Origin of the sequence: Pseudomonas sp. S34 (genome assembly GCF_009866745.1) — a bacterium.
Lineage (GTDB): Bacteria > Pseudomonadota > Gammaproteobacteria > Pseudomonadales > Pseudomonadaceae > Aquipseudomonas > Aquipseudomonas jessenii.
Map to the genome: position 1 here is coordinate 4,709,862 of NZ_CP019398.1, position 25,704 is coordinate 4,735,565.

Genomic DNA, 25,704 nt, shown 5'->3' on the forward strand with positions numbered 1-25,704 from the left:
CGCAGCATTATAGGGATGCACCCGCCCATGTCAAAGGAAATTCAGCCCTGTCCGTCACTTGGAAGCCTCGCTAGAATTCGCACACGCCTTATGGAGTTGTGCATGCTGCCTTTATTACTCGCTTCCAGCTCGGCCTATCGCCGGGAATTGCTGACCCGCCTGCAGCTGCCTTTCACTTGCAGCTCGCCGGATATCGACGAAAGCCATCGCCCGGGTGAGTCCGCCATCGAGCTGGTCAAGCGCCTCGCCGAAGAGAAAGCGCGCGCCCTGGCCGACAGCCAGACCGCTCATCTGATAATCGGCTCCGACCAGGTCGCCGTGCTGGGAGAGCGGATTATCGGCAAACCCCACACATTCGAAAAAGCCCGGGAACAACTGCTGGCCGCCAGCGGTGCCAGCGTGACGTTCCTCACCGGCCTGGCCCTGCTCAACAGCCAGACAGGGCACTGCCAGGTCGATTGCGTGCCGTTCACCGTACACATGCGCACACTCGACGCACCTCGCATCGAACGCTACCTGCGCGCCGAACAACCCTACGACTGCGCAGGCAGCTTCAAGGCCGAAGGCCTGGGGGTCAGCCTGTTTCGCAGCACCGAAGGACCTGACGCCACCAGCCTGATCGGCCTGCCGCTGATTCGCCTGATCGACATGCTGCTGGCTGAAGGCGTACAGGTTCCCTGAATCCCGATACCAAAAAACCGGCCACGCAGGCCGGTTTTTCATGTCACATCAGAATCAGCGCAGCGACGGACCGTTAAAACCCATCCACATCGCCAAATGCTCAGCAACGCTGGCGCCGAGCTTTTTCGAAAAGCGATCGAATGGCGATTCCTGAACGGTGAAGTCCACCAGCTCTTTCTCACCGATCACATCCCGCGCAACCGAACTGGCATTACCCAGCCCGTCGATCAATCCCAATGGCAGTGCCTGCTCGCCGGACCAGACCAGGCCAGAGAACAGCTCCGGATGCTCCTTGTCTTTCAGGCGGTCGCCACGACCCTGCTTGACGCTATTGATGAACTGCTTGTGGGTCGTATCGAGCACGCCCTGCCAGAAGGCGGTTTCTTCCGGCTTCTGTGGCTGGAACGGATCGAGGAACGACTTGTGCTCGCCAGACGTGTAGGTACGACGTTCGACACCCAGCTTCTCCATGGTGCCGACAAAGCCATAACCGGCTGCCGTCACACCGATGGAGCCGACCAGGCTCGCCTTGTCGGCGTAGATCTGATCCGCCGCACTGGCGATGTAGTAAGCGCCGGAAGCCCCCAGATCGGAAATGACCGCATAGAGCTTGATGTCCGGGTGCAGACCACGCAGACGCTTGATCTCGTCATAGACATAACCCGACTGCACCGGACTGCCGCCCGGGCTGTTGATGCGCAGGATGACGCCCTTGACCTTCTTGTCCTCGAAAGCCGCACGCAAGCTGCCAACGATATTGTCTGCACTGGCCGACTCCTTGTCGGCAATCATGCCTCTCACATCGATCAACGCCGTGTAATTGGCACTAAGGGTGCCGGCCTTTTCCATATCCATCAGAGGCGAAAACAGGGCAATGGCGCCGAACAGAAACACAAAAATCAGCAACTTGAAGAATATCCCCCAGCGACGGGACCGGCGCTGCTCCTGTATGCCGGCCAGCAGGGTCTTTTCCAGCAGTTTCCAGCTTTTGTCGTCACCGCTCTCTGCGCTCGCCTTGGCGGGCGCCTTCCATTCGTCGGTCATGCCATCCACCCCAAAAACAACCGGTTAAGCCCGCTGATTCAGCCAGGCATGCAATTCTGAAAAACGGTCGATGGCCAGTCGCGGCTCATACAACCTCAACGCATCGATCGATTGAGCGCCATAACTGACGGCCACCGAACCCATGCCGGCGTTGCGCGCCATCTGCAAATCAAAGGACGAATCACCCACCATCAACGCCTGTTCCGGGCGAACCTCGCAATGGGCGAGAATTTGTTCGAGCATCAGCGGATGGGGCTTGCTGGCGGTTTCATCGGCGGCGCGAGTGATATCGAAGTAATTCTCCCAGCCATGGGACTTCAACACCCGATCCAGCCCGCGACGGGCCTTGCCGGTCGCCACAGCCAGATGATAGCCCTCGGCACGAAATGCCTCGAGCGACTCGACCACACCCTCGAACAGCGGCGAAGGCTCAGCCTCCGACGCGATGTAATGCTCAGCATAGTGCTCGCGGAACGCGATCAGCTCGGCGTCGCCGATTTCGGGGTACAGGGTACGGATCGCTTCCGGCAAGCCCAGGCCGATGATGCCCTTGACGGCCAGATCATCGCGCAGCTCAAAACCGGAACGCTGCGAGGCAACGTGCATCGCCTCGACAATCCGACCAATGGAATCGGCCAGAGTGCCGTCCCAATCAAAGATCAGCAGCTTGTAGTCAGATGGGCGCACTCAATCGCTCCACGGTTTTGGCCCACATCTCGTCGACCGGCGCTTGCAGCTTCAGCTCACCACCATCGGGGAGCGGCACCGTCAGCATGTAGGCGTGCAGGAACAGGCGTTTGCCGCCCAGATCGCGGATTTCCTTGCTGAAACCTTCGTCGCCATACTTGGTGTCGCCAGCGATGCAATGCCCGGCGTGCAACGTATGGACGCGGATCTGGTGAGTCCGGCCGGTAATCGGCTTGGCTTCGATCAGGGTGGCAAAGTCGCCGAAGCGGCGCAGGACCTTGAACACGGTCACGGACTCCTTCCCCTCCTCCTCGTCGACCTCGACCATGCGCTCGCCGGAGCGCAGATTGCTCTTGCCCAGCGCCGCACGGACTTGTTTGATCGAGCTCGCCCAGTTACCGCGGACCAGCGCCATGTAGCGCTTGTCGACGCCATCACCGCGCAATGCGGTGTGCAAGTGGCGCAACATGCTGCGCTTCTTGGCGATCATCAACAGGCCGGACGTATCACGGTCGAGACGGTGAACCAGTTCGAGCTCTTTGCAATCGGGGCGCAACTGACGAAAGGCTTCGATCACCCCGAAAGTCAGGCCGCTGCCACCATGAACAGCAATGCCCGCGGGCTTGTTGATCACGATCAGCGCCTTGTCTTCGAAGACAATCGAGGCCTCGAGCCGCTGCAACAGGCCTTGTGCCAGTGGCACCGGTTCGTCGCGCTCAGGCACGCGAACCGGCGGCACGCGCACGATATCGCCCGCCTGCAGCTTGTACTCGGGCTTGATCCGACCTTTGTTCACGCGCACTTCGCCCTTGCGCAAAATGCGGTAAATCAAGGTCTTGGGCACGCCTTTGAGTCGGGCGAGAAGGAAATTATCAATGCGTTGGCCGGCATATTCCGGCGAGACCTCAAGCAGTTGTACGCCTGGAGTCGGGGGGGTAGTCGTCGTCATGGCGCGGATGATAACAATTTTTTATGGAATTGAAGCACTTAATCATTGCTGCTATAGTCGCGAACGTCGCCAAAAGCGGCCTGGACAGCGGACCAACGGTCAAAAACCGGCCCTGACCAACGCAATTCACCAGGACGCGAGGCCGTCCTACGGGGCTTTCGCTACGTAACGGTGGAGTTTGCAGGTGTAACGAGCGCAGGTGACATGAGGCCTGAATCACGCCACAAAGCAGAGTTTTCCACTCGTTTTGCGAGCCATATTCACGGCCAGTTCACAAAGTGCAGTCAGCTGCGAATGACCCCGAGCGAAGGCATCGGAAACAACGCCTAAATTAGCCATGATGCGTGACCTCCCCTTTCGGAGCTCACGGTAAATGCCAACCCGCTGCGGATTCTGCGCGCGGCAGCACCCGAATTATCAGGGATACGTGTAGGGTGGAGATGCACAACCGCCGGACTGTGTAGCAACAGGCTTTCTCAAGACGCTTCATCTCGTCCACAGCCGCTGGTTGATTCCTCCTCCTGACTGAGTGCTTAAGTAGCCACAGCAAGCAGGACGCGTACGTCGCGATGAAGGCCCACATTGGCCGGACTTCGCTGGACACGGGAAATGGCCAACCACTCCCGACGCACCTGACACCGACCGTGAGAAGTCGTGTGTGCCGAACGCCGTTTCCGGCAGCCCGGAAACCGACGGTACTACATGAAAAGAATGCTGATTAACGCAACTCAACCCGAAGAGTTGCGTGTTGCACTGGTAGATGGCCAGCGCCTCTACGACCTGGACATCGAATCCGGTGCACGCGAGCAGAAGAAGGCCAACATCTATAAAGGCCGGATTACTCGCATCGAACCAAGCCTCGAGGCTGCCTTTGTCGATTTCGGCTCTGAGCGCCACGGCTTCCTGCCCCTCAAAGAAATCTCCCGCGAATACTTCAAGAAAGCCCCGGAAGGTCGCGTCAACATCAAGGACGTCCTGAGCGAAGGCCAGGAAGTCATCGTTCAGGTCGAAAAAGAAGAACGTGGCAACAAGGGCGCAGCCCTGACCACCTTCATCAGCCTGGCCGGTCGTTACCTGGTGCTGATGCCGAACAACCCGCGTGCCGGCGGTATCTCCCGTCGCATCGAAGGCGAAGAGCGCAACGAACTGCGTGAAGCCCTGAACGGTCTGGTTGCCCCGGCCGACATGGGCCTGATCGTGCGCACTGCAGGCCTTGGCCGCAGCAGCGAAGAAATGCAGTGGGACCTCGACTACCTGCTGCAACTGTGGACCGCCATCAAGGAAGCTTCGCTGGACCGCGCTGCGCCATTCCTGATCTACCAGGAAAGCAACGTGATCATCCGCGCGATCCGCGACTACCTGCGCCAGGACATCGGCGAAGTGCTGATCGACAGCGTTGAAGCCCAGGACGAAGCCCTGACCTTCATCCGCCAGGTAATGCCGCAGTACGCCAGCAAGATCAAGCTGTACGAAGACAGCGTTCCGCTGTTCAACCGTTTCCAGATCGAAAGCCAGATCGAAACCGCTTTCCAGCGCGTTGTCGAACTGCCTTCCGGCGGTTCCATCGTGATCGATCCGACCGAAGCCCTGGTGTCCATCGACATCAACTCGGCGCGTGCCACCAAAGGCAGCGACATCGAAGAAACCGCACTGCAAACCAACCTTGAAGCGGCCGAGGAAATCGCCCGTCAGTTGCGCCTGCGCGACATCGGCGGCCTGATCGTCATCGACTTCATCGACATGACCCCTGCCAAGAATCAGCGCGCCGTGGAAGAAAAAGTCCGCGAATGCCTGGAAGCCGACCGCGCCCGCGTGCAAGTCGGTCGCATTTCGCGCTTCGGCCTGCTGGAAATGTCCCGTCAGCGCCTGCGTCCATCCCTGGGTGAAAGCAGCGGCATCGTCTGCCCGCGTTGCAACGGCACCGGCATCATCCGTGACGTTGAATCGCTGTCCCTGGCGATCCTGCGCCTGATCGAAGAAGAAGCCCTGAAAGACCGTACCGCCGAAGTTCGTGCACAAGTGCCGATCCCGGTGGCGGCGTTCCTGCTCAACGAAAAACGCAACTCGATCACCAAGATCGAACTGCGCACCCGTGCCCGCATCGTCATCCTGCCGAACGATCACCTCGAAACGCCGCACTTCGAAGTACAGCGCCTGCGTGACGACAGCCCGGAAGCCGCGACCAACCAGTCCAGCTACGAAATCGCCGCTGCCGCTGCCGAAGTCGAAGAAGTCCAGCCAGCCGCTGCGACCCGCACCCTGGTTCGCCAGGAAGCTGCGGTCAAAACGGCCCCGGCCCGCGCCAACGCTCCGGTGCCGACCGAAGTGGCCGCTCCAGCGCCTGCACCGGCCGCCGTACCGGAGCCAAGCCTGTTCAAAGGCCTGGTGAAGTCGCTGGTGAGCCTGTTCGCCACCAAGGAAGAGCCTGCCGCACCGGTTGTGGTTGAAAAACCTGCCGCCGAGCGTCCGGCCCGCAACGAAGAGCGTCGCAACGGTCGCCAGCAGAGCCGCAACCGTAACGGTCGCCGCGATGAAGAGCGCAAGCCTCGCGAAGAACGTGCACCGCGTGAAGAACGCGCACCACGTGAGCCGCGTGAAGAGCGTCAGCCACGGGAAGTGCGTGAACCTCGCGAAACCCGCGAAGAAACGCCAGCGGTAGCCCGCGAAGAACGCGCACCACGCGCGCCTCGTGAAGAACGTGCACCGCGCGCTCCGCGTGAAGATCGCAAGCCACGTGGCGAGCGTGAAGAACGCGTTCGTGAACTGCGCGAGCCTCTGGATGCCGCTCCGGCTGCTCCGGCCGCCGCTGCTACCGCTACGGCTGCTACCGCTGAGGAACGCCCAGCTCGTCAGCCACGTGAAGAACGCGCGCCACGCCCACCGCGTGAAGAACGTCAGCCACGTGCCGAACAAGCTGCCGCAGCCGCAACTGAAGAAGAACTGACCACCAACGAAGAGCAACTGTCGGAAGACGGTCAGGAAAGCGCCGAAGGCGATCGTCCACGCCGCCGCTCCCGTGGTCAGCGTCGTCGCAGCAACCGTCGCGAGCGTCAGCGTGACGCCAACGGTAACGTGATCGAAGGTTCGGAAGAGTCCGAGTCCGGCGAAAACGCTGAAGCGCCAAGCACTGCCGATCTGGCCGCCGGCCTGGCTGTCACCGCAGCTGTTGCCAGCAGCGTGATCAGCGCTCCAGCAGAAGCTGAAGCCAATGTGCAAGCCGAACGCGCCACTGCCGCGACCCTGGAAGCAGCTCCGGTTGAAGCGCCAGTCGTTGAAGCGACCACACCGGTCGAAGTCACCGCCTCGCCGGAAATCGAAGTGGCGCCAGCGCCAGAAGCTCAGCCTGCTGTTGAAGCGGCTGCCGAGCCAGCACCAGTGGTAGAAGCACCTGCCCAGGCTGCGGAAGCGGTTGTTGAAACCGTGACTGACACCGTGCGTGAAGTTCGCGAAGAGCAAACCGCATTCAACTGGGTTGCCGAGCCAGCCGTCGCTGAAGCCGCTGCACCTGCCGCTGAAACCCAAGTGGCTGAAGCCATAGTTTCCGAGCCGGTGGTTGCTGCCGCGGAACCGGCTCCAGCACCGGTGGTTGAAGCGCCAGTCGTTGAAGCACCGGTCGTTGCCCAGGCACCTGCTCCGGTAGTCGAAGCCGCTCCTGCCAGCGCCCTGACGCCAAGTGGCCGTGCGCCTAACGACCCGCGTGAAGTGCGTCGTCGCAAGCGTGAAGCCGAGCGTCTGCAGAAGGAAGCTGAACTGGCTGCCGCTGCGGCTCCAGCTGAAGCGGTTGTCGCTGCCGAGCCTGCACCGGTTGTTGCTGAAGTGGTTGAGGCAGCTCCTGCCCCGGCTGCCGAAGTGGCTGCCGAGCCGGTTGAGTCGGTGATCCACGAAGCACCGCGCTCCGTTCAGGAAGCGGTAGAGCAACACGAGCAAGCCCAGGAAAAAGAACACGAGCCTAAACCTCTCGTCTGATTCCATCGGCCACTAAAAAGCCCCGCCTGGTGATCCCAGGCGGGGCTTTTTCATGTCTCGTGCAATCACACGGTTCCTTGTGGGAGCGGGCTTGCTCGCGAAGGCGGTGGATCATCCAACACCTCAGTTGACTGCCAGGCCGCCTTCGCGAGCAAGCCCGCTCCCACAGGGCCCCCCTCTGGAACTACTTAAAGATCAATGCCTGCGGCACATCCACATCCCACACCACACCAGGATCATCCACGCTCACTTCAACCACCCGCCCTTGGGCGAACAGCGGCTTGGCGCCGCGATCCCCCGATAACGCCATCAACCCCGCCGCGAAGTCCCGTCCGAACCCGACCGGATGCCCGTACCCGCCGTCCTGCACGGGCACGCTGATACTGTCATCGCCAATCCCCGCCACCACTTGCTCGATACTCGATGGCAGGATGAACGGCATATCCCCCAGCACCATCAGCCAGCCATCGAGTTGCTTGCAGGTAGCGACTCCCGCGGCAATGCTGTCGCCCATTCCCGTCGATTCGATCAGCACAATCTCGCAGCCATAGGCCTGAGCCATGCGAATCACTTGCGGGCGGTCAGCAGTGGTCACCAGTACGCGCTTGTCCAGCCTCGCCGGCAGGTTGACCAATGTGTGCTCGATGACGGACCGCACCACGCCGTCACGCCCGGTGCAATCGGCCACCAATTTATCCTTTTCGGTACCCGCCACCTGACGAAACCGGCTGCCCTGCCCCGCCGCCAACACGATAACGCCGATGGATTTGCTCATACGCTCTCCCGCAGGACTTTCTTCTGCTTCAGTTCGATGCCGTTTTTGACCGCCACGATTTCCGCCATGAGCGACAAGGCAATTTCCGCTGGATTATGACTGCCGATGTGCAAACCGATCGGGCCATGCAAGCGGTCAATCGCCGATTGCGACAAACCCAGTTGAGCCAGGTTTTCCCGGCGCTTCTGGCTGTTGACCCGCGATCCCAGCGCTCCGACGTAAAAAGCCCTGGAATCCAGGGCCGTGAGCAGCGCCATGTCATCCAGACGCGGATCATGGGTCAAGGCCACGATAGCCGTGCGTTCATCGGTCTGGATATTCAATACCGCCTCATCCGGCATGCCCGAAACGAATCGTCCGTGCTGTTCCTCCCAGCCGTAGACGAACTCGCTACGCGGGTCGCAAATCAGCACCTCGAAATCCAGCAGCCGGGCCATTTCCGCCACATAGCGCGACAGCTGCCCCGCGCCGATCAGCAGCAAGCGCCAGCGCGGGCCATGGATCACCCGCAAGGTCTGTCCATCGAACGTCAACACGTCAGTTTTACTGGCCGGCTGCAAAAGTACTTCGCCGGTGGTCAGGTTCAGTTCACGCGCAACGATTTCATGGGCCTCGCAACGGGCGAGCAATTGCTCGACCCAATCCCCATCGTCGATACGTTCCTCGGTCAAGCGCAAGGTGCCACCGCAGGGCAAGCCGAAACGTGCGGCTTCCTCGCGGGTCACGCCGTAGGTGATCAATTGCACCGGCGGCCCGTCAAGTGCGAGGCGTCCGTCGTGCAACCGGGCAATCAAGTCATCTTCGACACACCCGCCCGAGACCGAACCAATCACCATGCCGTCTTCGCGCAAGGCCAGCATGGCGCCGGGTGCCCGGGGCGCAGTGCCCCAGGTTTCGACCACGCTGTACAACACCACCCGCTGACCGGCGCGATGCCATTGCAACACGCTGCGCAGGACGTTCAGATCGGCGCTGTCCATCAGGCGCCGGCCTTCTGCCAACCCGACAGCTGATAACGAACCGGCAGATTGCGGATGCGTTTGCCGGTGGCGGCGAAGATCGCGTTGCACAGTGCCGGCGCAATCGGTGGCACGCCCGGTTCACCCACACCACCCAACGGGACATTGCCCGGCGGCGTCACCAGATGCACCGCCACTTCTTTCGGCGCCAGGGACATGCGCGCCACTTCATACATATGGAAGTTATCCTGCTGGACCTTGCCGTCCTTGAAGCTGATTTCCCCCAGCACCGCATTACCCAGGCCCATGACACAGGCGCCTTCGAATTGCGCGCGAATCCGCTCGGGGTTGATCTGCGGCCCGCAATCGACGGCGATGTCAGCCTTGTGCACCACCAGCGTACCGTCGTCCTTGACCTCCACCTCGATCACCGCCGCCACATAGGTCACGAAGCTGTAATGCACTGCCAGGCCCAGGCCGCGTCCCTTGGGCAACTCACGCCCCCAACCGGCGGCTTTGGCGGCGGTCTCCAGTACCGTGCGCAGGCGCGCGGTGTCGATCGGATAACGCTCGGGGGATTCGCCGTAGTTCCACTCTTCACTCAAGGTACGCGGATCGATCTGACGGTCCGGGCCGAGCAATCTGATCTGGTACTTCAGCGGATCCTGCCCGGCCTTGTGCGCCAGTTCATCGATAAAACTCTGGATCGCGAAACCATGGGGAATGTTCGACACCGAGCGATACCAACCTACCCGGGTATGCACCGTTGCCTCGGGGTTTTCCAGGCGAATGTTGGGGATCGCATACGCCATGTTGGTGAACCCCATGCCCAGTTCGAACGCCGCCTCATGGTTCATGCCCGGCGCAAACAACGCGGTGATGCTCGGCGCCACCGTACGGTGCAACCAGCCGGATGGCAGGCCATCCTTGTTCAGGCTGGCCTTGAGGTATTCGGCCGACACGGTGTGAAAATAGGAACAGTGGATGTCGTCTTCGCGGGTCCATTGCACCCGCACCGCTTTGCCGGGGAATTCCTTGGCGAGGATGGCGGCCTCGATGATGAAGTCAGGCTTGGACTTGCGCCCGAACCCGCCCCCGAGCAGAGTCACGTTGAACGTGACCTTGTCGAACGGCAGGCCCAGGCGCTCACCGATCCGTTCCCGGGTGACCTGCGGCGCCTGGCTTGGCCCCCAGGCTTGGCACGCACCGTCCTTGAACCGCGCAATGGCGACCATCGGTTCCATCGGCGACTGTGACAAATGCGGCAAGTAGTAGGAGGCTTCCAGCGTGCTATCGGCGCTGGCCATGGCCTCATCGAGGTTGCCGGTATTGCGCACCACCTTGCCGGGCTTGAGCGAGGCGGCTTCGAGTTCCTTGCGATAGGCAATCGAGTCGTAGCTGGCGTTGGGGCCGTCGTCCCATTCGATTTTCAGTGCCTCGCGGCCCTTTATCGCCGCCCAGGTATTGCTCGCCACCACGGCGATGCCGCCCAGGGGTTGGAACTCCGAAGGCAACGGACGGCTTTCGATCTGTACCACTTTGACCACGCCTGGGACTTTCATCGCCGCGCTGCCATCGAAGCTTTTGACCTTGCCGCCATACACCGTGGGCCGCGCAATGGTCGCGTACAGCATGCCGTCGAAATGCACGTCGGCGCCGTACACCGCACGACCATTGACGATGTCCTCACCGTCGATGGCCTTGGTGCCTTCCTTACCGATATATCGAAATTCCGAAGGTTGCTTGAGTCTCAGGCTTTCTCGCGCAGGCACGGCCAAAGCGCCAGCGGCGGCGGCCAGCACGCCATAGCCCAGTTCGCGGCCCGACGGTTTATGAATGACTTTATGAAGTTGGGCCTGGCACTCGCCGACTGACACTTTCCATTGGTCAGCGGCGGCTTGTTCCAGCATCGCGCGTGCGGCGGCACCGCAGCGACGCATCGGCTCGTACCAGTGACGCATGCTGCGCGAGCCGTCGGTGTCCTGGTTGCCGAAGCGCACTTCATCGCCGGGGGCCTGCTGTACCTTGACCATCGCCCAGTCGGCTTCCAGTTCATCGGCCACCACCATGGTCAAACTGGTGCGCACGCCCTGGCCCATCTCCGAGCGGTTGCAGATAACGGTCACCGTGCCATCGGCGGCGATACTCACATAGACTTTCGGATCGTCGACCCAACCGTTGGGCATACCGTCGGCGCCGAACTTCTTCTCTTTCTCTTCGGCAAACGCGTCTTGCCAACCCCAACTCGCGGCGACCACCAGCGCACCGGTCGCCCCCACGCCCTTGAGAAAACCACGGCGACTGAGGTTGCTCAGGGCGAAATCATTCGGTAACCGGCTCATGCCTTGGCCTCCTTCAGGTGAGTGGAAGCCTGACGGATCGCGGTCTTGATACGGTTATAGGTGCCGCAGCGACAGATGTTGCCGACCATGGCTTCTTCGATCTGCTCGTCGCTCGGGTTCGGATGGGTCTTGAGCAGTGCCGTCGCCGACATGATTTGCCCGCCCTGGCAGAAGCCGCATTGAGCCACTGCCGTGTCGAGCCAGGCTTGCTGCACGACTTTGCCGATCGGGTCGGCGTGCAGGTTGTCGATGGTGCTGACATTCTGCCCGACGACTGAACCGATGGGCGTAATGCAACTGCGTGCCGGAGCCCCTTCAATATGAATGGTACAGGCGCCGCACAGACCCATGCCGCAGCCGAATTTGGTGCCGTTGTAACCGGCCACGTCGCGGATCGCCCAGAGCAGCGGCATGTCCTCGGTGACGTCGAGTTGATGGTCTTGACCATTGAGTTTCAGGGTAATCATGGGCACGCCCGCATAGGTCTTGAGTTATGGGGTCGAGCAATCTGCCGCTGGATCTCGGTGGGTCGCACGCAGATCGACTCAGGCTAATGGGCTCTCTTATGCGGACTCAAACGGTCTGCACCGGGCCTTTGGTGGAGCAAGAGTGTGCATCGTTAGCTGACTAAGTTAACCGAGCATTAACAAAAAAGCCCTGCACAATAAACATTGTGCAGGGCTTTTTGATCCGTCTTGAAAGCTTAGCTCAATACCGGTTCGGCTCCATTTCCAGATCGACATGGAAACGCTCGAGAATGTCTTTCTGGATGCGCTGCGCCAGGTTCAGCAGTTGCAGGCCCGTCGCGCCTCCATAGTTGACCAGCACCAGCGCCTGCAATTTATGCACGCCAGCATCGGCTTCACGGAAACCTTTCCACCCTGCCCGCTCGATCAGCCAACCGGCGGCCAGTTTCATCTGCCCGTCGGGTTGCGCATAGGCCACCAGGTCCGGGTATTCGCCCTTGAGCCGTGCAGCCAGCGCCGACGACACCAAAGGGTTCTTGAAAAAGCTGCCGGCATTGCCGAGTACGGCCGGGTCCGGGAGTTTTTCGTTGCGGATGCTGCAAATGGCCTGGCTGACATCGCTGGCGGTCGGATGCTCGATGCCTTGTTCGGTCAGGCGCTGGCGCACCGGGCCGTACTCCAGGTGCAGATGCGCGGCGCGGTCGAGGGCGAAACGCACACGCAGGATCAACCAACGCCCCGGCTCTTGCTTGAACAGGCTGTCGCGGTAGGCGAAGTTGCACTCTTGCAGGGTAAAGTCGCGCAGTTCGCCGGTCTGGCGATCGAGGGCGGTCAGGCCGGCGAAGACGTCCTTGATCTCGACGCCATAAGCGCCGATGTTCTGCATCGGTGCCGCACCGACAGTGCCGGGAATCAGGCTGAGATTTTCCAGGCCGGACAGCCCCAGGGACAGTGTGTGTTGCACAAATGGATGCCAGGGCTCGCCCGCCTCGGCCTCGATCACCACTTGGCCGCCCTCATCGCTCAGCACGCGAATCCCGCGCGTGGCCATGCGCAGTACCAGTGATTCGATATCCGCCGTCAGCAACAGGTTGCTGCCGCCGCCGATTACCAGCACCGGGACCTTGTGCTCCAGCCCGTAGGCCAGAGCTTCGCGCACATCGGCGTCGCTATGGGCCTGGGCAAACAGCCGGGCCTGGACATCCACGCCAAAACTGTTGAACGGCTTGAGCGAAACCTGTGATTGAACCTGCAAACTCATAACCGTCCCTTCAATTCGATCACCAGCAAATCACTGGCGTGCTCGATCAGGTCCAGCACCTGCTCGAAGCCTTGTTCGCCGTCGTAGTACGGGTCCGGCACTTCATCGACTGGCGACTGGTAGCGACGCAGGAACAGGTCCAATTCGGCCTTGCCCTTGGCCGGCTGCAAGGCCTTGAGGTTGCGCAGGTTGCTGTTGTCCATCGCCAGGATCAGGTCGTAGGTGGCGAAATCGGCACGACTGACTTGCCGGGCGCGCTGGGCGGACAAGTCATAACCGCGCAGCTTCGCCGCGGCCTGACTGCGCTTGTCCGGCGCCTTGCCGACATGCCAGTCACCGGTGCCGGCGGAAGCGACTTCGACCTGATCGGCCAAGCCGGCCTCGCGCAGCTTATGCCGCAGCACGCCTTCGGCCGTGGGCGAGCGACAGATGTTGCCCAGGCAGACAAACAGAACCCGCATCACGCCTCCAGCAGGCGACGAACGCGCTCAAGGTCTTCAACGGTGTCGACACCGGGTGGCGGCGCGATCAGTGCATCGGCGACGTGAATTCGTACGCCGTGCCACAGCGCACGCAGCTGTTCCAGACACTCGGTGTTTTCCAGCCAGCATGGACCCCAGCTGACGAAATCCTGCAGGAATCCGGCGCGATAGGCATAAATGCCGATATGGCGGCGGTATGGCACACCTTCGGGCAACTGCTCACGGTTCACGGCGAAGGCATCCCGCGCCCAGGGCAAGGTAGAACGGCTGAACGTCAGCGCCAGGCCATTGAGGTCGCTGACGACCTTGACCACGTTGGGATTGAACAGGGTGTCCACGTCTTCGATCGGTTCGGCCAGGGTGGCCATGCGCGCTTCGGCGTGGGCTGCCAGGTTGGCGGCCACCTGATCGATCACGTTCGGCGGGATCAGCGGTTCGTCGCCCTGGACGTTGACCACGATAGCGTCGGGCGCCAGGCCCAGCTTCATCGCGACTTCGGCCAGGCGATCGGTGCCGGAGTTGTGATCTTCGCGAGTCAACACCACTTCGGCGCCAAAGCCATTGCAGGCCTCGACGATGCGCGCGTCGTCGGTGGCCACCACTACCCGCTCGGCGCTGCTTTTGCTCGCCTGTTCCCAGACGTGCTGGATCATCGGCTTGCCGGCGATCAGCAGCAGCGGCTTGCCGGGCAGGCGTGTGGAGGCGTAACGCGATGGAATGACGACGGTAAAGGCTGTGGTCATTTATCCAGGCGCTCGTCGGTGGTCAGGGTGCGCGCTTCGGATTCGAGCATCACCGGGATGCCGTCGCGAATCGGGTAGGCCAGGCCTGCGCCCTTGCTGATCAGCTCGGTCTTGTCGGCGCTGAGCTTGAGCGGGCCTTTGCAGACCGGGCAAGCGAGGATATCGAGCAATTTGGTGTCCATGAGCATTCCCTGGAAAAAACGGAGTTAAGGCAACAAACGAGCCGGCAGCAGGCGCATCAACTGCGTGTCGAACCAGGCCACAAAGGCCGTTGACGGCACAGCATCGACCGCCAGGTACCACCAGTCGGCGGCGGCAAAGGCACGGCATTTCACCGCGTCCTTTTCCGTCATCACCAACGGCAATGACGGCGTGAAATTCAACGCCTCCACGCTGTATTCGGCGTGGTCGGCAAACGCATGTGGAACCGGCTGCCAGTGTAGCGTTTCGAGGGTCTTGAAGAAACGTTGTGGATTGCCGATGCCGGCCACCGCGTGCACGGCCTGGCCTGCGCCAAAGTGGTCGAGGGGACGCCGTTCGCCGCTGCGCAGGTTGACCAGCGCGGTGGGTTGCAACAGGAAGGCAAATCCATCATCGCGGTCGGCCACGGCACCGTTGTAGAGGACCGCGTCGACGCTTTGCAGGCGCTCGACCGGCTCACGCAATGGCCCGGCAGGCAGGCAACGGCGATTGCCCAGGCCACGGGCGGCGTCGATCAGCACCAGTTCCAGGTCACGGGCCATGCGGTAGTGCTGCATGCCGTCGTCGGACAGGATCAGATCCAGCGGCTCACTGGCCAACAAGGCTTTGACGGCGTTGCTGCGATTGGGGTCGATCATCAGCGGGACGCCCGTGCGCTGGACGATCAGCAACGGCTCGTCACCGGCGACGTCGGCGCTTTGCTCGGCCTCGACTCGCCATGGCAGTTGCGGCGGTTTGGCGCCGTAGCCGCGGCTGACCACGCCGACCCGCAGGCCGCTGCGCTGGCAGTGCTCGATCATCCACAGAATCAGCGGTGTCTTGCCGGTGCCACCCACGGTGATGTTGCCGACCACGATCAGCGGCACCGGTGGCTGATAGATCTCGCCCTCTCCGGCCAGAAAGCGCTTGCGCTTGTTCATGACCACGCGCCGGTACAGCCATTCCAGCGGCTGCAACAGTTTCAGGGCCGGATGACCTGCGTACCACGCGGCGAGCAATCGATCGGACATGGCCATCAGGACGCGGGGGGCGCCGCTTCGACAGTGGTCATGCGCAAATGGCTGAAACCGAGCTTGCCGGCCGCATCCATGGCGGTGATGACGGACTGATGCTGTGTCTTGCCATCAGCGCTGATCGACAGTGGCCGGTTGGTGTCGCCATTGGCTTCCTTTTGCAGCGCGTCCATCAGCGAAGCCAGGTCGCTTTTCGGCAGGATCTGGTTGTTCACCGAGAACACGCCGTCGGCACTGATGGCGATGTCCAGAGGCTTGTTCTGATCGTCGGCCGGCGCGCCGCTGACCGCTTCCGGCAGATCGACGCGCAGCTGGGTTTCACGGGTGAAGGTGGTGGTCACGACAAAAAACAGCAGCAGGATGAACACCACGTCGATCAGCGACGCGAGGTTGATATCCACCGTTTCCCGTGGTTTGCGGCGGAATTTCACGCTTTGCTCCCGGCCAGGTCCACATCGCGGTCGCCCTGCACTACCTCGACCAGTTTGATCGCTTCCTGCTCCATCCCTACCACCAGTTCATCGATCCGGCGTTGCAGGAATCGATGGAAGAATACCGCCGGGATACCAACCATCAAACCGGCAGCCGTGGTGATCAGGGCCTTGGAAATACCACCGGCCAGTACCGAAGCGTTGGTGGTCATGCCTGAGCCTGTGAACGCGCTGAAAATATCGATCATGCCCAGCACGGTACCGAGCAAGCCCAGCAACGGGGCCATGGCAGCAATGGTGCCCAGGGCGTTGACGTAGCGTTCGAGCTCATGGATGACCCGTTGAGCGGCCTCTTCGATGCACTCCTTCATGATCTCGCGGCCATGCTTGGAGTTGGCCAGGCCGGCCGCCAGGATCTCGCCCAAAGGCGAATTGGCGCGCAGTTCCTTGAGCTTTTCCTTATTGAGCTGTTTGTCCTTGATCCAGACCCATACCTGCCCGAGCAAGTGCTCCGGGGTCACGCGGCTGGCCCGCAGGGTCCACAGACGCTCGGCAACGATCGCCATGGCCGCGATGGAACTCAAAATGATCGGCAGCATCATCCAGCCGCCGGATTTGACCAATTCCCACACAGTGACAGCCCCCTCGAAAAAGTGCGCCACTCTAACATAGGGGGTGGACGCACCGAAGACCGTGATGTCGCATCCGGTCGGGCTTTGATAACGCTCGGTTATGGGTTCAAGGGCGGCGGATCGCGCCAGAAACGCCGTTCCTGGCGCAATGACCACGGCGGCTCGAAGCGTCCCAGTTGCAGACGAATGGCACCCTGTTCGACGCTGTCGTAGATCGCCATTCCACGTTTTTGATAACGCGCGATGACCGTGGGATGCGGATGGCCAAACGAATTGCCCTGCCCGCGGGAGATCAGCGCACCTTTGGGTTGCAGGACATCCAACAGGGCATTGGACGACGAGCTGCGACTGCCGTGGTGTGGCGCCTGCAGCCAATCGGTGGGCCGGGCCAACGGACTGTCCAGCAGGGCTCTCTCGGCGGCGGCATCGATGTCACCACTCAACAGCAGCCGTTCGCCATTGGCCTCGATCAGCAAGACACAAGAGTTCTGGTTGCTATCGCCGGCCAATGGCCAGTGCCAAAGCTGGAAATCGACTTCATCCCAGGTCCATCGCCGACCGCTCTCACATCTCCCGGCCTGCAGTTGCGCAGGCAAGTCTGACGGTTCACCACTGACCACCTGTTTCACCGGCAACCCCCTGGCAATCGCCGGGGCACCGCCGGCATGATCGGCGTGGGCGTGGCTGATCAGCATCAGGTCTATGCCCTTCACCCCCAGTTTGCGCAATGCCGGCAGCACCACCCTTTCCCCCTGGTCGAGTTCTCCGAAACGCGGTCCGGCGTCATACAGCAACGTGTGATGCCGGGTGCGCACCAGGATCGCCAGGCCTTGACCGACATCCAGTTGCCAGACTTCCGCCATGCCCTCCTGCAACATCGGCCTGGGCGAAAAAACCAGCATCAACAGCATGGGCCACCCTAACGGGCGCATCGGCAAGCCTCGCGGCAGCAAGAGCAAAAAGGCGCCAATCGCACCGATTGCCCAGGCCCATAGCGGGACTGCCGCGGGCACCCACGCAGGAACCTGACCGGAGACGAACCCCAATCCGCTGAACCAACCGTCGATCAGGCCGCCCGCCAGCCACAGCAATTTCTCACCCACATAAGGCACCGGCAGCAACAGCGTCCCGAGCAACGCCGGTGGCAATACCACCAGACTGATCCAGGGCACCGCAAACAAATTGGCCAGCGGCCCGCTCAGACTGATGGGCAACCCCAGTGCCAATAACAACGGGCACAGCCCGATTGCAATCAGCCACTGGGCACGGGTCCAGGTCTGCCACCAACGCCACGGCCCCAAACGTCCGCCGAAGGTCAATATCAAGACTGCCACGGCCGCGAAAGACAGCCAGAAACCAGGCTGGAGACTCGCCAGCGGCGCCAGCAGCAAAATGCCGTTGAGTGCCAACAACAGTGGCCACCACGCACCGAGATGACGGAACCGCAGACGCCACAACAACACCAGACCAATCATCAAGCAGGCCCGCCGCACCGGCACCTCGAAACCGGCCAGCATCCCGTAACCGAGCGCAGCGGCGAATGCCAGGCCACACGCCCAGGGCAACCATGGCAGACGGTTCGGCCATAACCCAAAGCGGGCCAGGCCGGCGATCAGCAGATACACGACGCCCGCCAGCAATCCGATGTGCTGCCCGGAAATCACCAACAGATGAACCGTGCCGGTGTCCTGCAATACCTGCCAGTCTTCGCGACTCAACCCGGCGCCGTCCCCGAGCACCAACGCCGTCAACGCGCCGTTTCGCCCTTGGGCATCTACCGCCAGCAAACGCTGACGGATTGCATCGCGCCAGGCCCACTGGGCTGGCGCAAGGCGTTCGCCCTGCTTGATCGTCCCGGTCGCCCCGATGCGTTGTGCCAGCAACCAGGCCTGGTAGTCGAAGGCCTGCGGATTGAGCAGCCCGACCGGACGCTTCAACTTGACTGCCAAGCGCCAGCGCTCGCCACTGTTCACCGGCGGCCCGCCATACCAGGCCAGACGCATTTGCTGCGGCAGCCGGGTACGTCGGGACTGGATGTCGGTCAACTCGAAACGCACGACACCGTCGTCATGCCGGGGCAAGCCAGTGACCCGCCCTTCGACCCAACGGGTTTCTCCGTCCAGCGCCGGCGGTAACCGGTCATCCAGCGCCCACTGCGCATTCGCGCAGGCCCAACTCAGGCCGAACAAGTAAAACGCCACCGGATAAGTCCTGAACGGCAGCAACATCAAACCCGCCACCGGCATCGCCAGCCATAACCAGACCGGCGGTAATGCCGGTAAAAAACGCAAGGTCAAAAGACCCAACGCCAGCGCCATCATCCCTGTGCGCATAAGCCCGTCCTTGAAAGTCCCCTTCAAGGCTTAGCCCGCTCGTCGCATGGGCGCCGTCAATAATTGTCACAAAATCTGAATAGGCAGTTCATGGAATCCAGACATACTTGCCGCCCTGACCGACCGAGAAGCCTTATGCCCCGGCGCTTATTCAAACGCTACATGCCAGACCCGATGAGCATCAGGGAACACAAGTCCTTACGCTTTCTCGGCACGCTGTTGCATGACCCGAACCTGTGGCACCTCAACCGCCACTCCGTTGCCCGCGCCATGGCGGTGGGGCTGTTCGCCGCGTTCCTGCCGATCCCGCTACAGATGCTGCTGGCGGCAATCCTCGCCATCATCGTGCGCGGTAACATGCCGATTGCCGTGAGCCTGGTCTGGCTGACCAATCCGATCACCATGCCTGCCGTGTTCTTTTGCACGTACCAGACCGGCGCCTGGCTGATGGACGTTCCCGCCCGACAGTTGCCGGACTCACTGAACTGGGAATGGATCACGGGTGAAATCTCGACCTTGTGGCAACCGTTTCTGTTGGGCTCGGTGGTAACGGGGCTGGTACTCGGCGCACTGGCCTACTTCCTGGTGATGATGTATTGGCGCTGGTGGGTGGCCAGGCAGTGGAAGCGGCGCAAGAAGAGCCGGATGTGAGAATGCAAAACGGCCTCCACTTGGGAGGCCGTTTTTTTTTGCGGTGTCCGGGCTGACGCCATCGCGAGCAAGCTCGCTCCCACAGGGATCTTCAGTGCTACATGGATCCATGTGTGGGAGCGGGCTTGCTCGCGAAACAGACGACTCGGTATTTCTCAGGTACGCATCCCGCGCCCGCTGACCAGCAACCTTGCACTGCCGAGATACAGCACCGCGGTCGCAACCAGCATGAAGGCGATGGCCACGCTGATGCGGATATCCGATACGCCAAGGATGCCGTAGCGGAACGCGTTGACCATGTGCAGCACCGGGTTGGCCAGGGACACGGTCTGCCAGAACGGTGGCAGCAAGGTGATCGAGTAGAAGACCCCGCCCAGGTAGGTCAGTGGCGTCAGCACGAAAGTCGGGATGATCGAAATGTCATCGAAGTTGCGCGCAAACACGGCGTTGATGAAGCCCAGCAACGAGAAGATGGTCGCGGTCAGCACCACCACCAGAATGGTCACACCCAGGTGATGCACCTGCAAGTGGGTGAAGAACAGCGACAGCAGGGTCACGATGATCCCCACCATCAAGCCGCGCAGCACGCCGCCCAGGGTATAGCCAATCAGAATGGTGTGCGGCGACAGCGGCGAGACCATCAATTCTTCAATGGACCGCTGGAACTTGCTGCCGAAGAAACTCGACACCACGTTGCCGTAGGAGTTGGTGATCACCGACATCATGATCAGCCCCGGCACGATGTACTCCATGTAAGTGAAGCCACCCATGTCGCCGATCTGCCGACCGATCAGATTACCGAAGATCACGAAGTACAGGACCATCGTGATGGCCGGCGGCAGCAGGGTCTGGGGCCAGATCCGGGTGAAACGCCGGACTTCACGGTAAACGATGGTGTTGAGGGCAATGAGGTTGGGGCGCAGCTCGGAACTCATACCGCCACCTTCGACAGATTTTTCTCCACCAGGGACACGAACAACTCCTCGAGGCGATTGGTTTTGTTACGCAGGCTCAGCACTTCGATGTTCTGCTGCGCCAACTGGGTGAACAGCGCGGTGATGCCCATGGACTTTTCCACCTGGACTTCCAGAGTGTGGCTGTCGATCAGCCGGGACGGATAGCCGAGCAACTGCGGCGCCGCTGGCAGGTCGCCCTTGAGGTCCAGCAGGAAGGTTTCGACATGCAGCTGGCTGAGCAACTGCCGCATGCTGGTGTTCTCGACGATGGTGCCGTGGTCGATGATGCCGATGTTGCGGCACAACTGCTCAGCCTCTTCCAGATAGTGGGTCGTGAGGATGATGGTGATGCCCTTCTGGTTCAGCTCGGTGAGGAAGCTCCACATCGAGCGACGCAGCTCGATGTCCACCCCGGCGGTCGGCTCGTCGAGGATCAGCAGGCGCGGTTCATGAACCAGCGCGCGGGCGATCATCAGGCGACGCTTCATACCGCCGGAAAGCGAGCGCGATGGCACGTCCTTCTTGTCCCACAGGCCGAGCTGGGTCAGGTACTGTTCGGCGCGTTCCTTAGCGATTTTCGCCGGGATGCCGTAGTAGCCGGCCTGGGTCACGACGATGTCGAAGGTCTTTTCGAACTGGTTGAAGTTGAATTCCTGAGGCACCACGCCGATGGAACGCTTGAGCTGCGCAGGATTCCTGTCCAGGTCGTGACCGAAGATGTTCACCGTGCCGCTGGTCTTGTTCACCAGGGTCGAGAGAATGCCGATGGTCGTGGACTTGCCGGCGCCGTTCGGGCCGAGCAAGGCGAAAAAGTCACCTTCGGCGACATCCAGATCGATACCACTCAGGGCCTGGAAACCGTTGCCGTAGGTTTTGGTTAGCTGCCGGATGGACAGAGCGGAACTCATATCTGATTTACGCACCAAGAAGGGAAGAAAAGGATAAGTATGGGCGGCGGCGAACAAAACAACCGCAGCGGAGTGGCACAATGGTGCTTGTCGCCGCCACACAAGTACAGTCAAGCGTGTCGATAGTGAGTATTAAGTCAACGCGGTCATGACCGCCTTTTGATACGCCGGACGCTGTTTCAACCGGCCATACCAGGCCTGCAGATGCGGTTGTGGCGCACGGTCGATCGGCATCTCGAACCAGGCATAAATGAAACTGCCCAGGGGAATATCGCCCATGCCGATCTCGTCTCCGGACAGGTAGGGCTTGTTCGCCAACGCCTGATCGGCCATTGCCAGCAGCGTGTCGCACTCCTTGATCGCCGCCTTGATGGCGGGCCAGTCCTGCTGGTCTGCCGGGGTACGCAGCACACCCCAGAACACGGTACGGAACGGGCCGGCAAAGCTTGAGGTGGTCCAGTCCATCCACTTGTCGGCAGTGGCCCGGGCCTTGGGACTATTCGGGTACCAGGCCGTGCCGTCGGCATGCAAGGCCATCAGGTAACGCACGATGGCGTTGGACTCCCACAACACAAAACCGTCGTCTTCAATGACAGGCACGCGACCATTGGGATTCATGGCGCGGTATTCGGGTGTATCGACGACACCAAAGGCGCCACCGGCATCGATCGCCTCGTAGGCCAGTCCCAGTTCTTCGGCGGCCCACAATGGTTTTCTGACATTCGACGAGTTTTTCCGACCCCAGATCTTCAGCATGACCGCCTCTTTTTCGGTAAGTGGGCAGGCAGCATACGCCGGATCAGGCGCGACTCAAATCGCTCTGCATGTCGCCCAATAGTGGTTGCTGTTGCTCACCGAACAGGTGCGGATAGCACTTTTCCAGGTGTTCGAAAAAGAACGCTTCAGGTACGTCGGCGAACTGGCCGTGATCGACCAGGTACTCCATCAGCTTCGCGCCATCGCGGTTGAAGGGATGAAAAACGCTGTCGTTGATCCCGTCGAATTCCAGCGGCGCCACATTGAACAGGTCGCAGAGTTTGCGGTTGAACGCGGGTGTCGCCTTGACCCAGCGATCCTGCAAGTAAAACTCGGTGTAGCCGTGCATGGCGAACATGTCGCTCTTGAGCAATTCAAGCAGCCGTGGCGTCGACAAATGATTGCGCACATCCGCCAGGCCGATCCGCGCGGGAATCCCGCAATGCCGCGCTGCACCTGCCAGCAACGTGGCCTTGGGCACGCAGTAACTCTCCCCGGCCGCCAGCGCATAACTGCCGCGCAGGGTCTGCGGGTCGCGACTGAACGTGTACGGGTTGTAGCGCACCGCTTCGCGCACGGCGTAATAGAGACTGATCGCCTGCTCCAGCGGATCGCGACTGGCGCCACGGTGCTTTTCGGCGAACTCCACCACGGACGGATGGTCACTATCGATGAAGCGGCCGGGACTCAGATACTCGCGCATGAAAATAATCTCCTGGGGAAGCCCCGAGTCTAGCGAGAGCTTCAGCACAGAGATAACGACGTTTCGGCCAAACATGGCCGCTTTGCCGCTCGCTCAATGAACGTATTTCCCACGTGTGCGGCCCATTTGTCGCACGAAAATCATCCGGGGTTTCCCACGATTCGAATCACATCGCTCCAACCAGCCTGTTTCGCGGATGCCGTCTAAGCTCTGTGGGCTGGTTCGCCCTGGTTTCACGGAGGAATGAATATGCTGTTGTTGTGGATACTGGTTTTGCTGGTCGGGATTGCTTATTTGGCCCACCGCCGCATGGCCCCGCTGCCCGCCTTGGTCATCGTGGCCATCTATGTTGTGGCCATGGGCGCTTTCAGCCGCGCACCGGGCTGGCTGCTGCTGGTTTTCTGGGTGTTGATCGCCGCCGTCGCCGCGCCTTTGCTGCTGCCCGACCTGCGCCGCAAATTGTTCAGCGCGCCGATGTTCAACTGGTTCCAGAAAACCCTGCCGCCGATGTCGCAAACCGAACGCGATGCCATCGACGCTGGCACGGTCTGGTGGGACGGCGAACTGTTCAGTGGCCGTCCGGACTGGAGCAAGCTGCTGTCCTATCCCAAGGCGCAATTGAATGAAGAGGAACAGGCCTTCATCGACGGGCCGACCGAAACACTCTGCGCCATGGTCAGTGAATGGCAGCTCGGTCAAACCATGGACCTGCCGCCACAAGCATGGACATTCATCAAGGACAACGGCTTTTTCGCCCTGATCATCCCCAAGGAGTTTGGCGGCAAGGGCTTCTCCGCCTATGCCCACTCGCAAGTGGCGATGAAACTGGCGAGCCACAGCGGCGACCTTGCCTCAACTGTGATGGTCCCCAATTCCCTCGGCCCGGCCGAACTGTTGCTGCATTACGGCACCGACGAACAACGCAATCACTACCTGCCTCGCCTGGCGCGCGGCGACGACATCCCGTGCTTTGCCCTGACCGGTCCGCTGGCCGGCTCCGACGCTGGCGGCATGCCGGACTCTGGAGTGATCTGCAAAGGTGAATGGGAGGGCCAGGAAGTCCTCGGCCTGCGCCTGAACTGGGAAAAACGCTACATCACCCTCGGTCCGGTGGCCACCCTCCTCGGCCTGGCCTTCAAGGCCTACGATCCGGATCACCTGCTGGGTGACAAGGAAGACCTGGGCATCAGCCTGGCACTGATTCCGACCGACATCGCCGGTGTCGAGATCGGCCGCCGGCATCTGCCATTGGGCGCGGCATTCATGAATGGCCCGAACTCGGGCAAGGACGTGTTCGTCCCGCTGGAGTTCCTCATCGGCGGCCAGGAGATGCTCGGCAAAGGCTGGATGATGCTGATGAACTGCCTGTCGGTCGGGCGTTCGATTTCCCTGCCGGCGGTGGGCAGCGGCATGGCCAAGTTCACCAGTCTGGTAACGGGCCAATACGCTCAGGTTCGCGAGCAGTTCAATGTGCCGATTGCCTCGTTCGAAGGCATCCAGGAAGCCATGGCCCGCATTGGCGGCAACGCCTGGATGATGGACGCCGCCCGCATGCTGACCGCCAATGCAGTCGATCTGGGCGAGAAACCGTCGGTGCTGTCGGCAATTCTCAAGTACCACCTGACCGAACGCGCCCGCGACTGCATCAGCGACGCCATGGATGTGCACGGCGGCAAGGCGATCATCATGGGGCCGAACAACTACCTCGGCCGCAAATGGAACGGTGCGCCGATTTTCATCACCGTCGAAGGCGCGAACATTCTCTCGCGCAACCTGATGATCTTCGGCCAGGGCGCGATTCGCTGCCATCCGTTCGTGCTCAAGGAAATGGCCCTCGCCGGCCGTGAAGACAAGGATCAGGCGCTCAGAGAATTCGATGACCTGCTGCTCAAGCACATCGGTTTCGCTGTGGGCAACGCCGCCAGTACGCTGGTGCTCAATCTCGGTTTCGGGCATCTGGAACACACCCCCGGCGACAAACTCAGCCAGGGTTATTTCCGCGCACTCAACCGTCAGGCCGCTGCTTTCGCCCTGCTCGCCGACCTCAGCATGATGTTGCTGGGCGGCGCACTGAAACGCCGCGAACGCCTGTCCGCACGGCTAGGCGACGTATTGAGCAACCTTTACCTGGCGTCCGCCGCGCTCAAGCGCTACAACGACCTTGACTCACCGCAGTACATGACACCACTGCTGACCTGGGCCATGGAAGAAAGCCTGGGCCAGGCGGAACGGGCGATGGATGAACTGCTGAGCAACTTCCCGAACAAAGTCGTGGGCTGTCTGTTGCGAGTGATCGTGTTCCCGTTCGGGCGCCGGCACAAAGGGCCATCGGACAAACTCGGCGCCGAAGTCGCAGGGGTGATCGGCCGCGCCAAGGGCGACCCGGCACTGGAGGAAGTGCTCCTGGGGTGCTACCGCCCGCAAGCGAGCGACGATCCGGTCGGTGCATTGCAACACGCCTGCAACCTGTTGAGCGCCGCACAGCCGCTGCAAAAAAAACTGCATATGGCACTCAAAAGTGGCCAGGTCAAACCGGTGGCCGGCGAGTCGGTGATCGATGCCGCCCTCGAGGCTGGTGTATTGCAGCCGGTGGAAGCCCAAACCCTGCGAGAAGCCGAGGCGGCCCGGCGCAAGGTGATCGATGTCGATGACTTTGACAAAGAGGCCTTGGCACTGGCGGAGGGAAAAGTCCGCTGATCCCGTCAAGCATGTAAAAACGGGCGCGGGCGCTTTATACTCCCGCGCCCGTTTTGCTCTTGAGGAC

The 25,704-nt window shown here is 61.3% G+C and carries 23 protein-coding genes; 4 read left to right on the forward strand and 19 right to left on the reverse strand.

Translation table 11 applies throughout. The annotated features are described in order from the left end of the window. Nucleotides 1-102 precede the first annotated feature (102 nt). Nucleotides 103-681, forward strand: coding sequence for a nucleoside triphosphate pyrophosphatase (locus PspS34_RS20920; protein WP_154860321.1), 579 nt, complete (start codon nt 103-105; stop codon nt 679-681). Between the two features lie 54 nt (nt 682-735). Here the strand turns inward: PspS34_RS20920 and PspS34_RS20925 are convergent, their stop codons facing one another. Genes PspS34_RS20925 through rluC form a run of 3 tightly spaced genes read right to left on the reverse strand, consistent with a single transcriptional unit; the run spans nt 736 to nt 3,361 of the window. Next, on the reverse strand, nt 736-1,725 hold the full coding sequence (locus PspS34_RS20925) for a S49 family peptidase (RefSeq protein WP_154860322.1): 990 nt from the start codon (nt 1,723-1,725) through the stop codon (nt 736-738). 24 nt (nt 1,726-1,749) lie between these two features. Next, nucleotides 1,750-2,412: an HAD-IA family hydrolase gene (locus PspS34_RS20930; RefSeq protein ID WP_057713711.1), complete on the reverse strand. Its 663-nt coding sequence runs from the start codon at nt 2,410-2,412 to the stop codon at nt 1,750-1,752. Continuing rightward, nucleotides 2,399-3,361 (reverse strand): 23S rRNA pseudouridine(955/2504/2580) synthase RluC, encoded by a 963-nt coding sequence (rluC, locus tag PspS34_RS20935; RefSeq protein ID WP_102669889.1) that lies wholly within the window; start codon nt 3,359-3,361, stop codon nt 2,399-2,401. The genes PspS34_RS20930 and rluC overlap by 14 nt, the downstream gene beginning before the upstream one ends. Nucleotides 3,362-4,063: 702 nt before the next feature. Between rluC and rne the strand changes: the two genes are divergently transcribed. Beyond that, nucleotides 4,064-7,327, forward strand: a complete 3,264-nt coding sequence (rne, locus tag PspS34_RS20940) for a ribonuclease E (protein ID WP_154860323.1) — start codon at nt 4,064-4,066, stop codon at nt 7,325-7,327. 184 nt (nt 7,328-7,511) lie between these two features. On the opposite strand, the gene PspS34_RS20945 is transcribed toward rne, so the two are convergent. The 12 genes from PspS34_RS20945 to PspS34_RS21000 form a co-directional block, all read right to left on the reverse strand. After that, a complete protein-coding gene (locus PspS34_RS20945) occupies nt 7,512-8,102 on the reverse strand; it encodes a nucleotidyltransferase family protein (protein ID WP_154860324.1) in 591 nt (196 codons plus the stop codon). Next, the gene (locus PspS34_RS20950) at nt 8,099-9,082 is read right to left on the reverse strand and encodes an XdhC family protein (RefSeq protein ID WP_150812199.1); all 984 of its coding nucleotides are present in this window, start codon (nt 9,080-9,082) and stop codon (nt 8,099-8,101) included. The genes PspS34_RS20945 and PspS34_RS20950 overlap by 4 nt, the downstream gene beginning before the upstream one ends. Further along, the gene (locus PspS34_RS20955; RefSeq protein ID WP_154860325.1) at nt 9,082-11,403 is read right to left on the reverse strand and encodes a xanthine dehydrogenase family protein molybdopterin-binding subunit; all 2,322 of its coding nucleotides are present in this window, start codon (nt 11,401-11,403) and stop codon (nt 9,082-9,084) included. Before PspS34_RS20955 ends, PspS34_RS20950 begins: the two co-directional genes overlap by 1 nt. Beyond that, nucleotides 11,400-11,870, reverse strand: a complete 471-nt coding sequence (locus tag PspS34_RS20960) for a (2Fe-2S)-binding protein (RefSeq protein WP_015096391.1) — start codon at nt 11,868-11,870, stop codon at nt 11,400-11,402. The genes PspS34_RS20955 and PspS34_RS20960 overlap by 4 nt, the downstream gene beginning before the upstream one ends. A gap of 241 nt (nt 11,871-12,111) precedes the next feature. Next, nucleotides 12,112-13,131 (reverse strand): UDP-N-acetylmuramate dehydrogenase, encoded by a 1,020-nt coding sequence (gene murB / locus PspS34_RS20965; protein ID WP_154860326.1) that lies wholly within the window; start codon nt 13,129-13,131, stop codon nt 12,112-12,114. Then, nucleotides 13,128-13,592, reverse strand: a complete 465-nt coding sequence (locus PspS34_RS20970; protein WP_090457215.1) for a low molecular weight protein-tyrosine-phosphatase — start codon at nt 13,590-13,592, stop codon at nt 13,128-13,130. The genes murB and PspS34_RS20970 overlap by 4 nt, the downstream gene beginning before the upstream one ends. Further along, nucleotides 13,592-14,356 (reverse strand): 3-deoxy-manno-octulosonate cytidylyltransferase, encoded by a 765-nt coding sequence (kdsB, locus tag PspS34_RS20975; protein WP_090457217.1) that lies wholly within the window; start codon nt 14,354-14,356, stop codon nt 13,592-13,594. Before kdsB ends, PspS34_RS20970 begins: the two co-directional genes overlap by 1 nt. After that, nucleotides 14,353-14,538, reverse strand: a complete 186-nt coding sequence (locus tag PspS34_RS20980; protein WP_003179363.1) for a Trm112 family protein — start codon at nt 14,536-14,538, stop codon at nt 14,353-14,355. The genes kdsB and PspS34_RS20980 overlap by 4 nt, the downstream gene beginning before the upstream one ends. A 24-nt stretch (nt 14,539-14,562) precedes the next feature. Then, nucleotides 14,563-15,573: a tetraacyldisaccharide 4'-kinase gene (gene lpxK, locus PspS34_RS20985; RefSeq protein ID WP_154860327.1), complete on the reverse strand. Its 1,011-nt coding sequence runs from the start codon at nt 15,571-15,573 to the stop codon at nt 14,563-14,565. After that, the gene (locus PspS34_RS20990) at nt 15,573-16,001 is read right to left on the reverse strand and encodes a biopolymer transporter ExbD (RefSeq protein WP_057713701.1); all 429 of its coding nucleotides are present in this window, start codon (nt 15,999-16,001) and stop codon (nt 15,573-15,575) included. Before PspS34_RS20990 ends, lpxK begins: the two co-directional genes overlap by 1 nt. After that, nucleotides 15,998-16,633, reverse strand: coding sequence for a MotA/TolQ/ExbB proton channel family protein (locus PspS34_RS20995; RefSeq protein WP_057713700.1), 636 nt, complete (start codon nt 16,631-16,633; stop codon nt 15,998-16,000). Before PspS34_RS20995 ends, PspS34_RS20990 begins: the two co-directional genes overlap by 4 nt. Nucleotides 16,634-16,731: 98 nt before the next feature. Further along, a complete protein-coding gene (locus PspS34_RS21000) occupies nt 16,732-18,966 on the reverse strand; it encodes a DNA internalization-related competence protein ComEC/Rec2 (protein WP_154860328.1) in 2,235 nt (744 codons plus the stop codon). Between the two features lie 135 nt (nt 18,967-19,101). On the opposite strand from PspS34_RS21000, the gene PspS34_RS21005 reads away from it, so the two are divergent. Continuing rightward, complete coding sequence (locus PspS34_RS21005) at nt 19,102-19,617, forward strand: DUF2062 domain-containing protein (protein ID WP_057713698.1); 516 nt, start codon at nt 19,102-19,104, stop codon at nt 19,615-19,617. A gap of 155 nt (nt 19,618-19,772) precedes the next feature. Here the strand turns inward: PspS34_RS21005 and PspS34_RS21010 are convergent, their stop codons facing one another. The 4 genes from PspS34_RS21010 to PspS34_RS21025 all read right to left on the reverse strand — a co-directional run bounded on the left by PspS34_RS21010 (nt 19,773) and on the right by PspS34_RS21025 (nt 22,940). After that, on the reverse strand, nt 19,773-20,552 hold the full coding sequence (locus tag PspS34_RS21010; protein ID WP_154860329.1) for an ABC transporter permease: 780 nt from the start codon (nt 20,550-20,552) through the stop codon (nt 19,773-19,775). Further along, nucleotides 20,549-21,481, reverse strand: coding sequence for an ABC transporter ATP-binding protein (locus PspS34_RS21015; protein ID WP_057713696.1), 933 nt, complete (start codon nt 21,479-21,481; stop codon nt 20,549-20,551). The genes PspS34_RS21010 and PspS34_RS21015 overlap by 4 nt, the downstream gene beginning before the upstream one ends. A 132-nt stretch (nt 21,482-21,613) precedes the next feature. Continuing rightward, nucleotides 21,614-22,237 (reverse strand): glutathione S-transferase, encoded by a 624-nt coding sequence (locus PspS34_RS21020; RefSeq protein WP_154860330.1) that lies wholly within the window; start codon nt 22,235-22,237, stop codon nt 21,614-21,616. A 43-nt stretch (nt 22,238-22,280) separates the two neighbouring features. Beyond that, nucleotides 22,281-22,940 carry a transglutaminase family protein gene (locus tag PspS34_RS21025; protein ID WP_057713694.1) on the reverse strand — a complete coding sequence of 220 codons (660 nt, stop codon included), beginning with the start codon at nt 22,938-22,940 and terminating at the stop codon, nt 22,281-22,283. A 249-nt stretch (nt 22,941-23,189) separates the two neighbouring features. On the opposite strand from PspS34_RS21025, the gene PspS34_RS21030 reads away from it, so the two are divergent. Next, the gene (locus PspS34_RS21030) at nt 23,190-25,637 is read left to right on the forward strand and encodes an acyl-CoA dehydrogenase (RefSeq protein ID WP_154860331.1); all 2,448 of its coding nucleotides are present in this window, start codon (nt 23,190-23,192) and stop codon (nt 25,635-25,637) included. Nucleotides 25,638-25,704: the final 67 nt, after the last annotated feature.

Coding starts and splice junctions, on each gene's coding strand:
- PspS34_RS20920 (WP_154860321.1), top strand. CDS start 103: ATGCTGCCTTTATTACTCGCTTCCAGCTCGGCCTATCGCCGGGAATTG.
- PspS34_RS20925 (WP_154860322.1), bottom strand. CDS start 1,725: ATGACCGACGAATGGAAGGCGCCCGCCAAGGCGAGCGCAGAGAGCGGT.
- rluC (WP_102669889.1), bottom strand. CDS start 3,361: ATGACGACGACTACCCCCCCGACTCCAGGCGTACAACTGCTTGAGGTC.
- rne (WP_154860323.1), top strand. CDS start 4,064: ATGAAAAGAATGCTGATTAACGCAACTCAACCCGAAGAGTTGCGTGTT.
- PspS34_RS20945 (WP_154860324.1), bottom strand. CDS start 8,102: ATGAGCAAATCCATCGGCGTTATCGTGTTGGCGGCGGGGCAGGGCAGC.
- PspS34_RS20950 (WP_150812199.1), bottom strand. CDS start 9,082: ATGGACAGCGCCGATCTGAACGTCCTGCGCAGCGTGTTGCAATGGCAT.
- PspS34_RS20955 (WP_154860325.1), bottom strand. CDS start 11,403: ATGAGCCGGTTACCGAATGATTTCGCCCTGAGCAACCTCAGTCGCCGT.
- PspS34_RS20960 (WP_015096391.1), bottom strand. CDS start 11,870: ATGATTACCCTGAAACTCAATGGTCAAGACCATCAACTCGACGTCACC.
- murB (WP_154860326.1), bottom strand. CDS start 13,131: ATGAGTTTGCAGGTTCAATCACAGGTTTCGCTCAAGCCGTTCAACAGT.
- PspS34_RS20970 (WP_090457215.1), bottom strand. CDS start 13,592: ATGCGGGTTCTGTTTGTCTGCCTGGGCAACATCTGTCGCTCGCCCACG.
- kdsB (WP_090457217.1), bottom strand. CDS start 14,356: ATGACCACAGCCTTTACCGTCGTCATTCCATCGCGTTACGCCTCCACA.
- PspS34_RS20980 (WP_003179363.1), bottom strand. CDS start 14,538: ATGGACACCAAATTGCTCGATATCCTCGCTTGCCCGGTCTGCAAAGGC.
- lpxK (WP_154860327.1), bottom strand. CDS start 15,573: ATGGCCATGTCCGATCGATTGCTCGCCGCGTGGTACGCAGGTCATCCG.
- PspS34_RS21000 (WP_154860328.1), bottom strand. CDS start 18,966: ATGCGCACAGGGATGATGGCGCTGGCGTTGGGTCTTTTGACCTTGCGT.
- PspS34_RS21005 (WP_057713698.1), top strand. CDS start 19,102: ATGCCCCGGCGCTTATTCAAACGCTACATGCCAGACCCGATGAGCATC.
- PspS34_RS21010 (WP_154860329.1), bottom strand. CDS start 20,552: ATGAGTTCCGAGCTGCGCCCCAACCTCATTGCCCTCAACACCATCGTT.
- PspS34_RS21015 (WP_057713696.1), bottom strand. CDS start 21,481: ATGAGTTCCGCTCTGTCCATCCGGCAGCTAACCAAAACCTACGGCAAC.
- PspS34_RS21020 (WP_154860330.1), bottom strand. CDS start 22,237: ATGCTGAAGATCTGGGGTCGGAAAAACTCGTCGAATGTCAGAAAACCA.
- PspS34_RS21025 (WP_057713694.1), bottom strand. CDS start 22,940: ATGCGCGAGTATCTGAGTCCCGGCCGCTTCATCGATAGTGACCATCCG.
- PspS34_RS21030 (WP_154860331.1), top strand. CDS start 23,190: ATGCTGTTGTTGTGGATACTGGTTTTGCTGGTCGGGATTGCTTATTTG.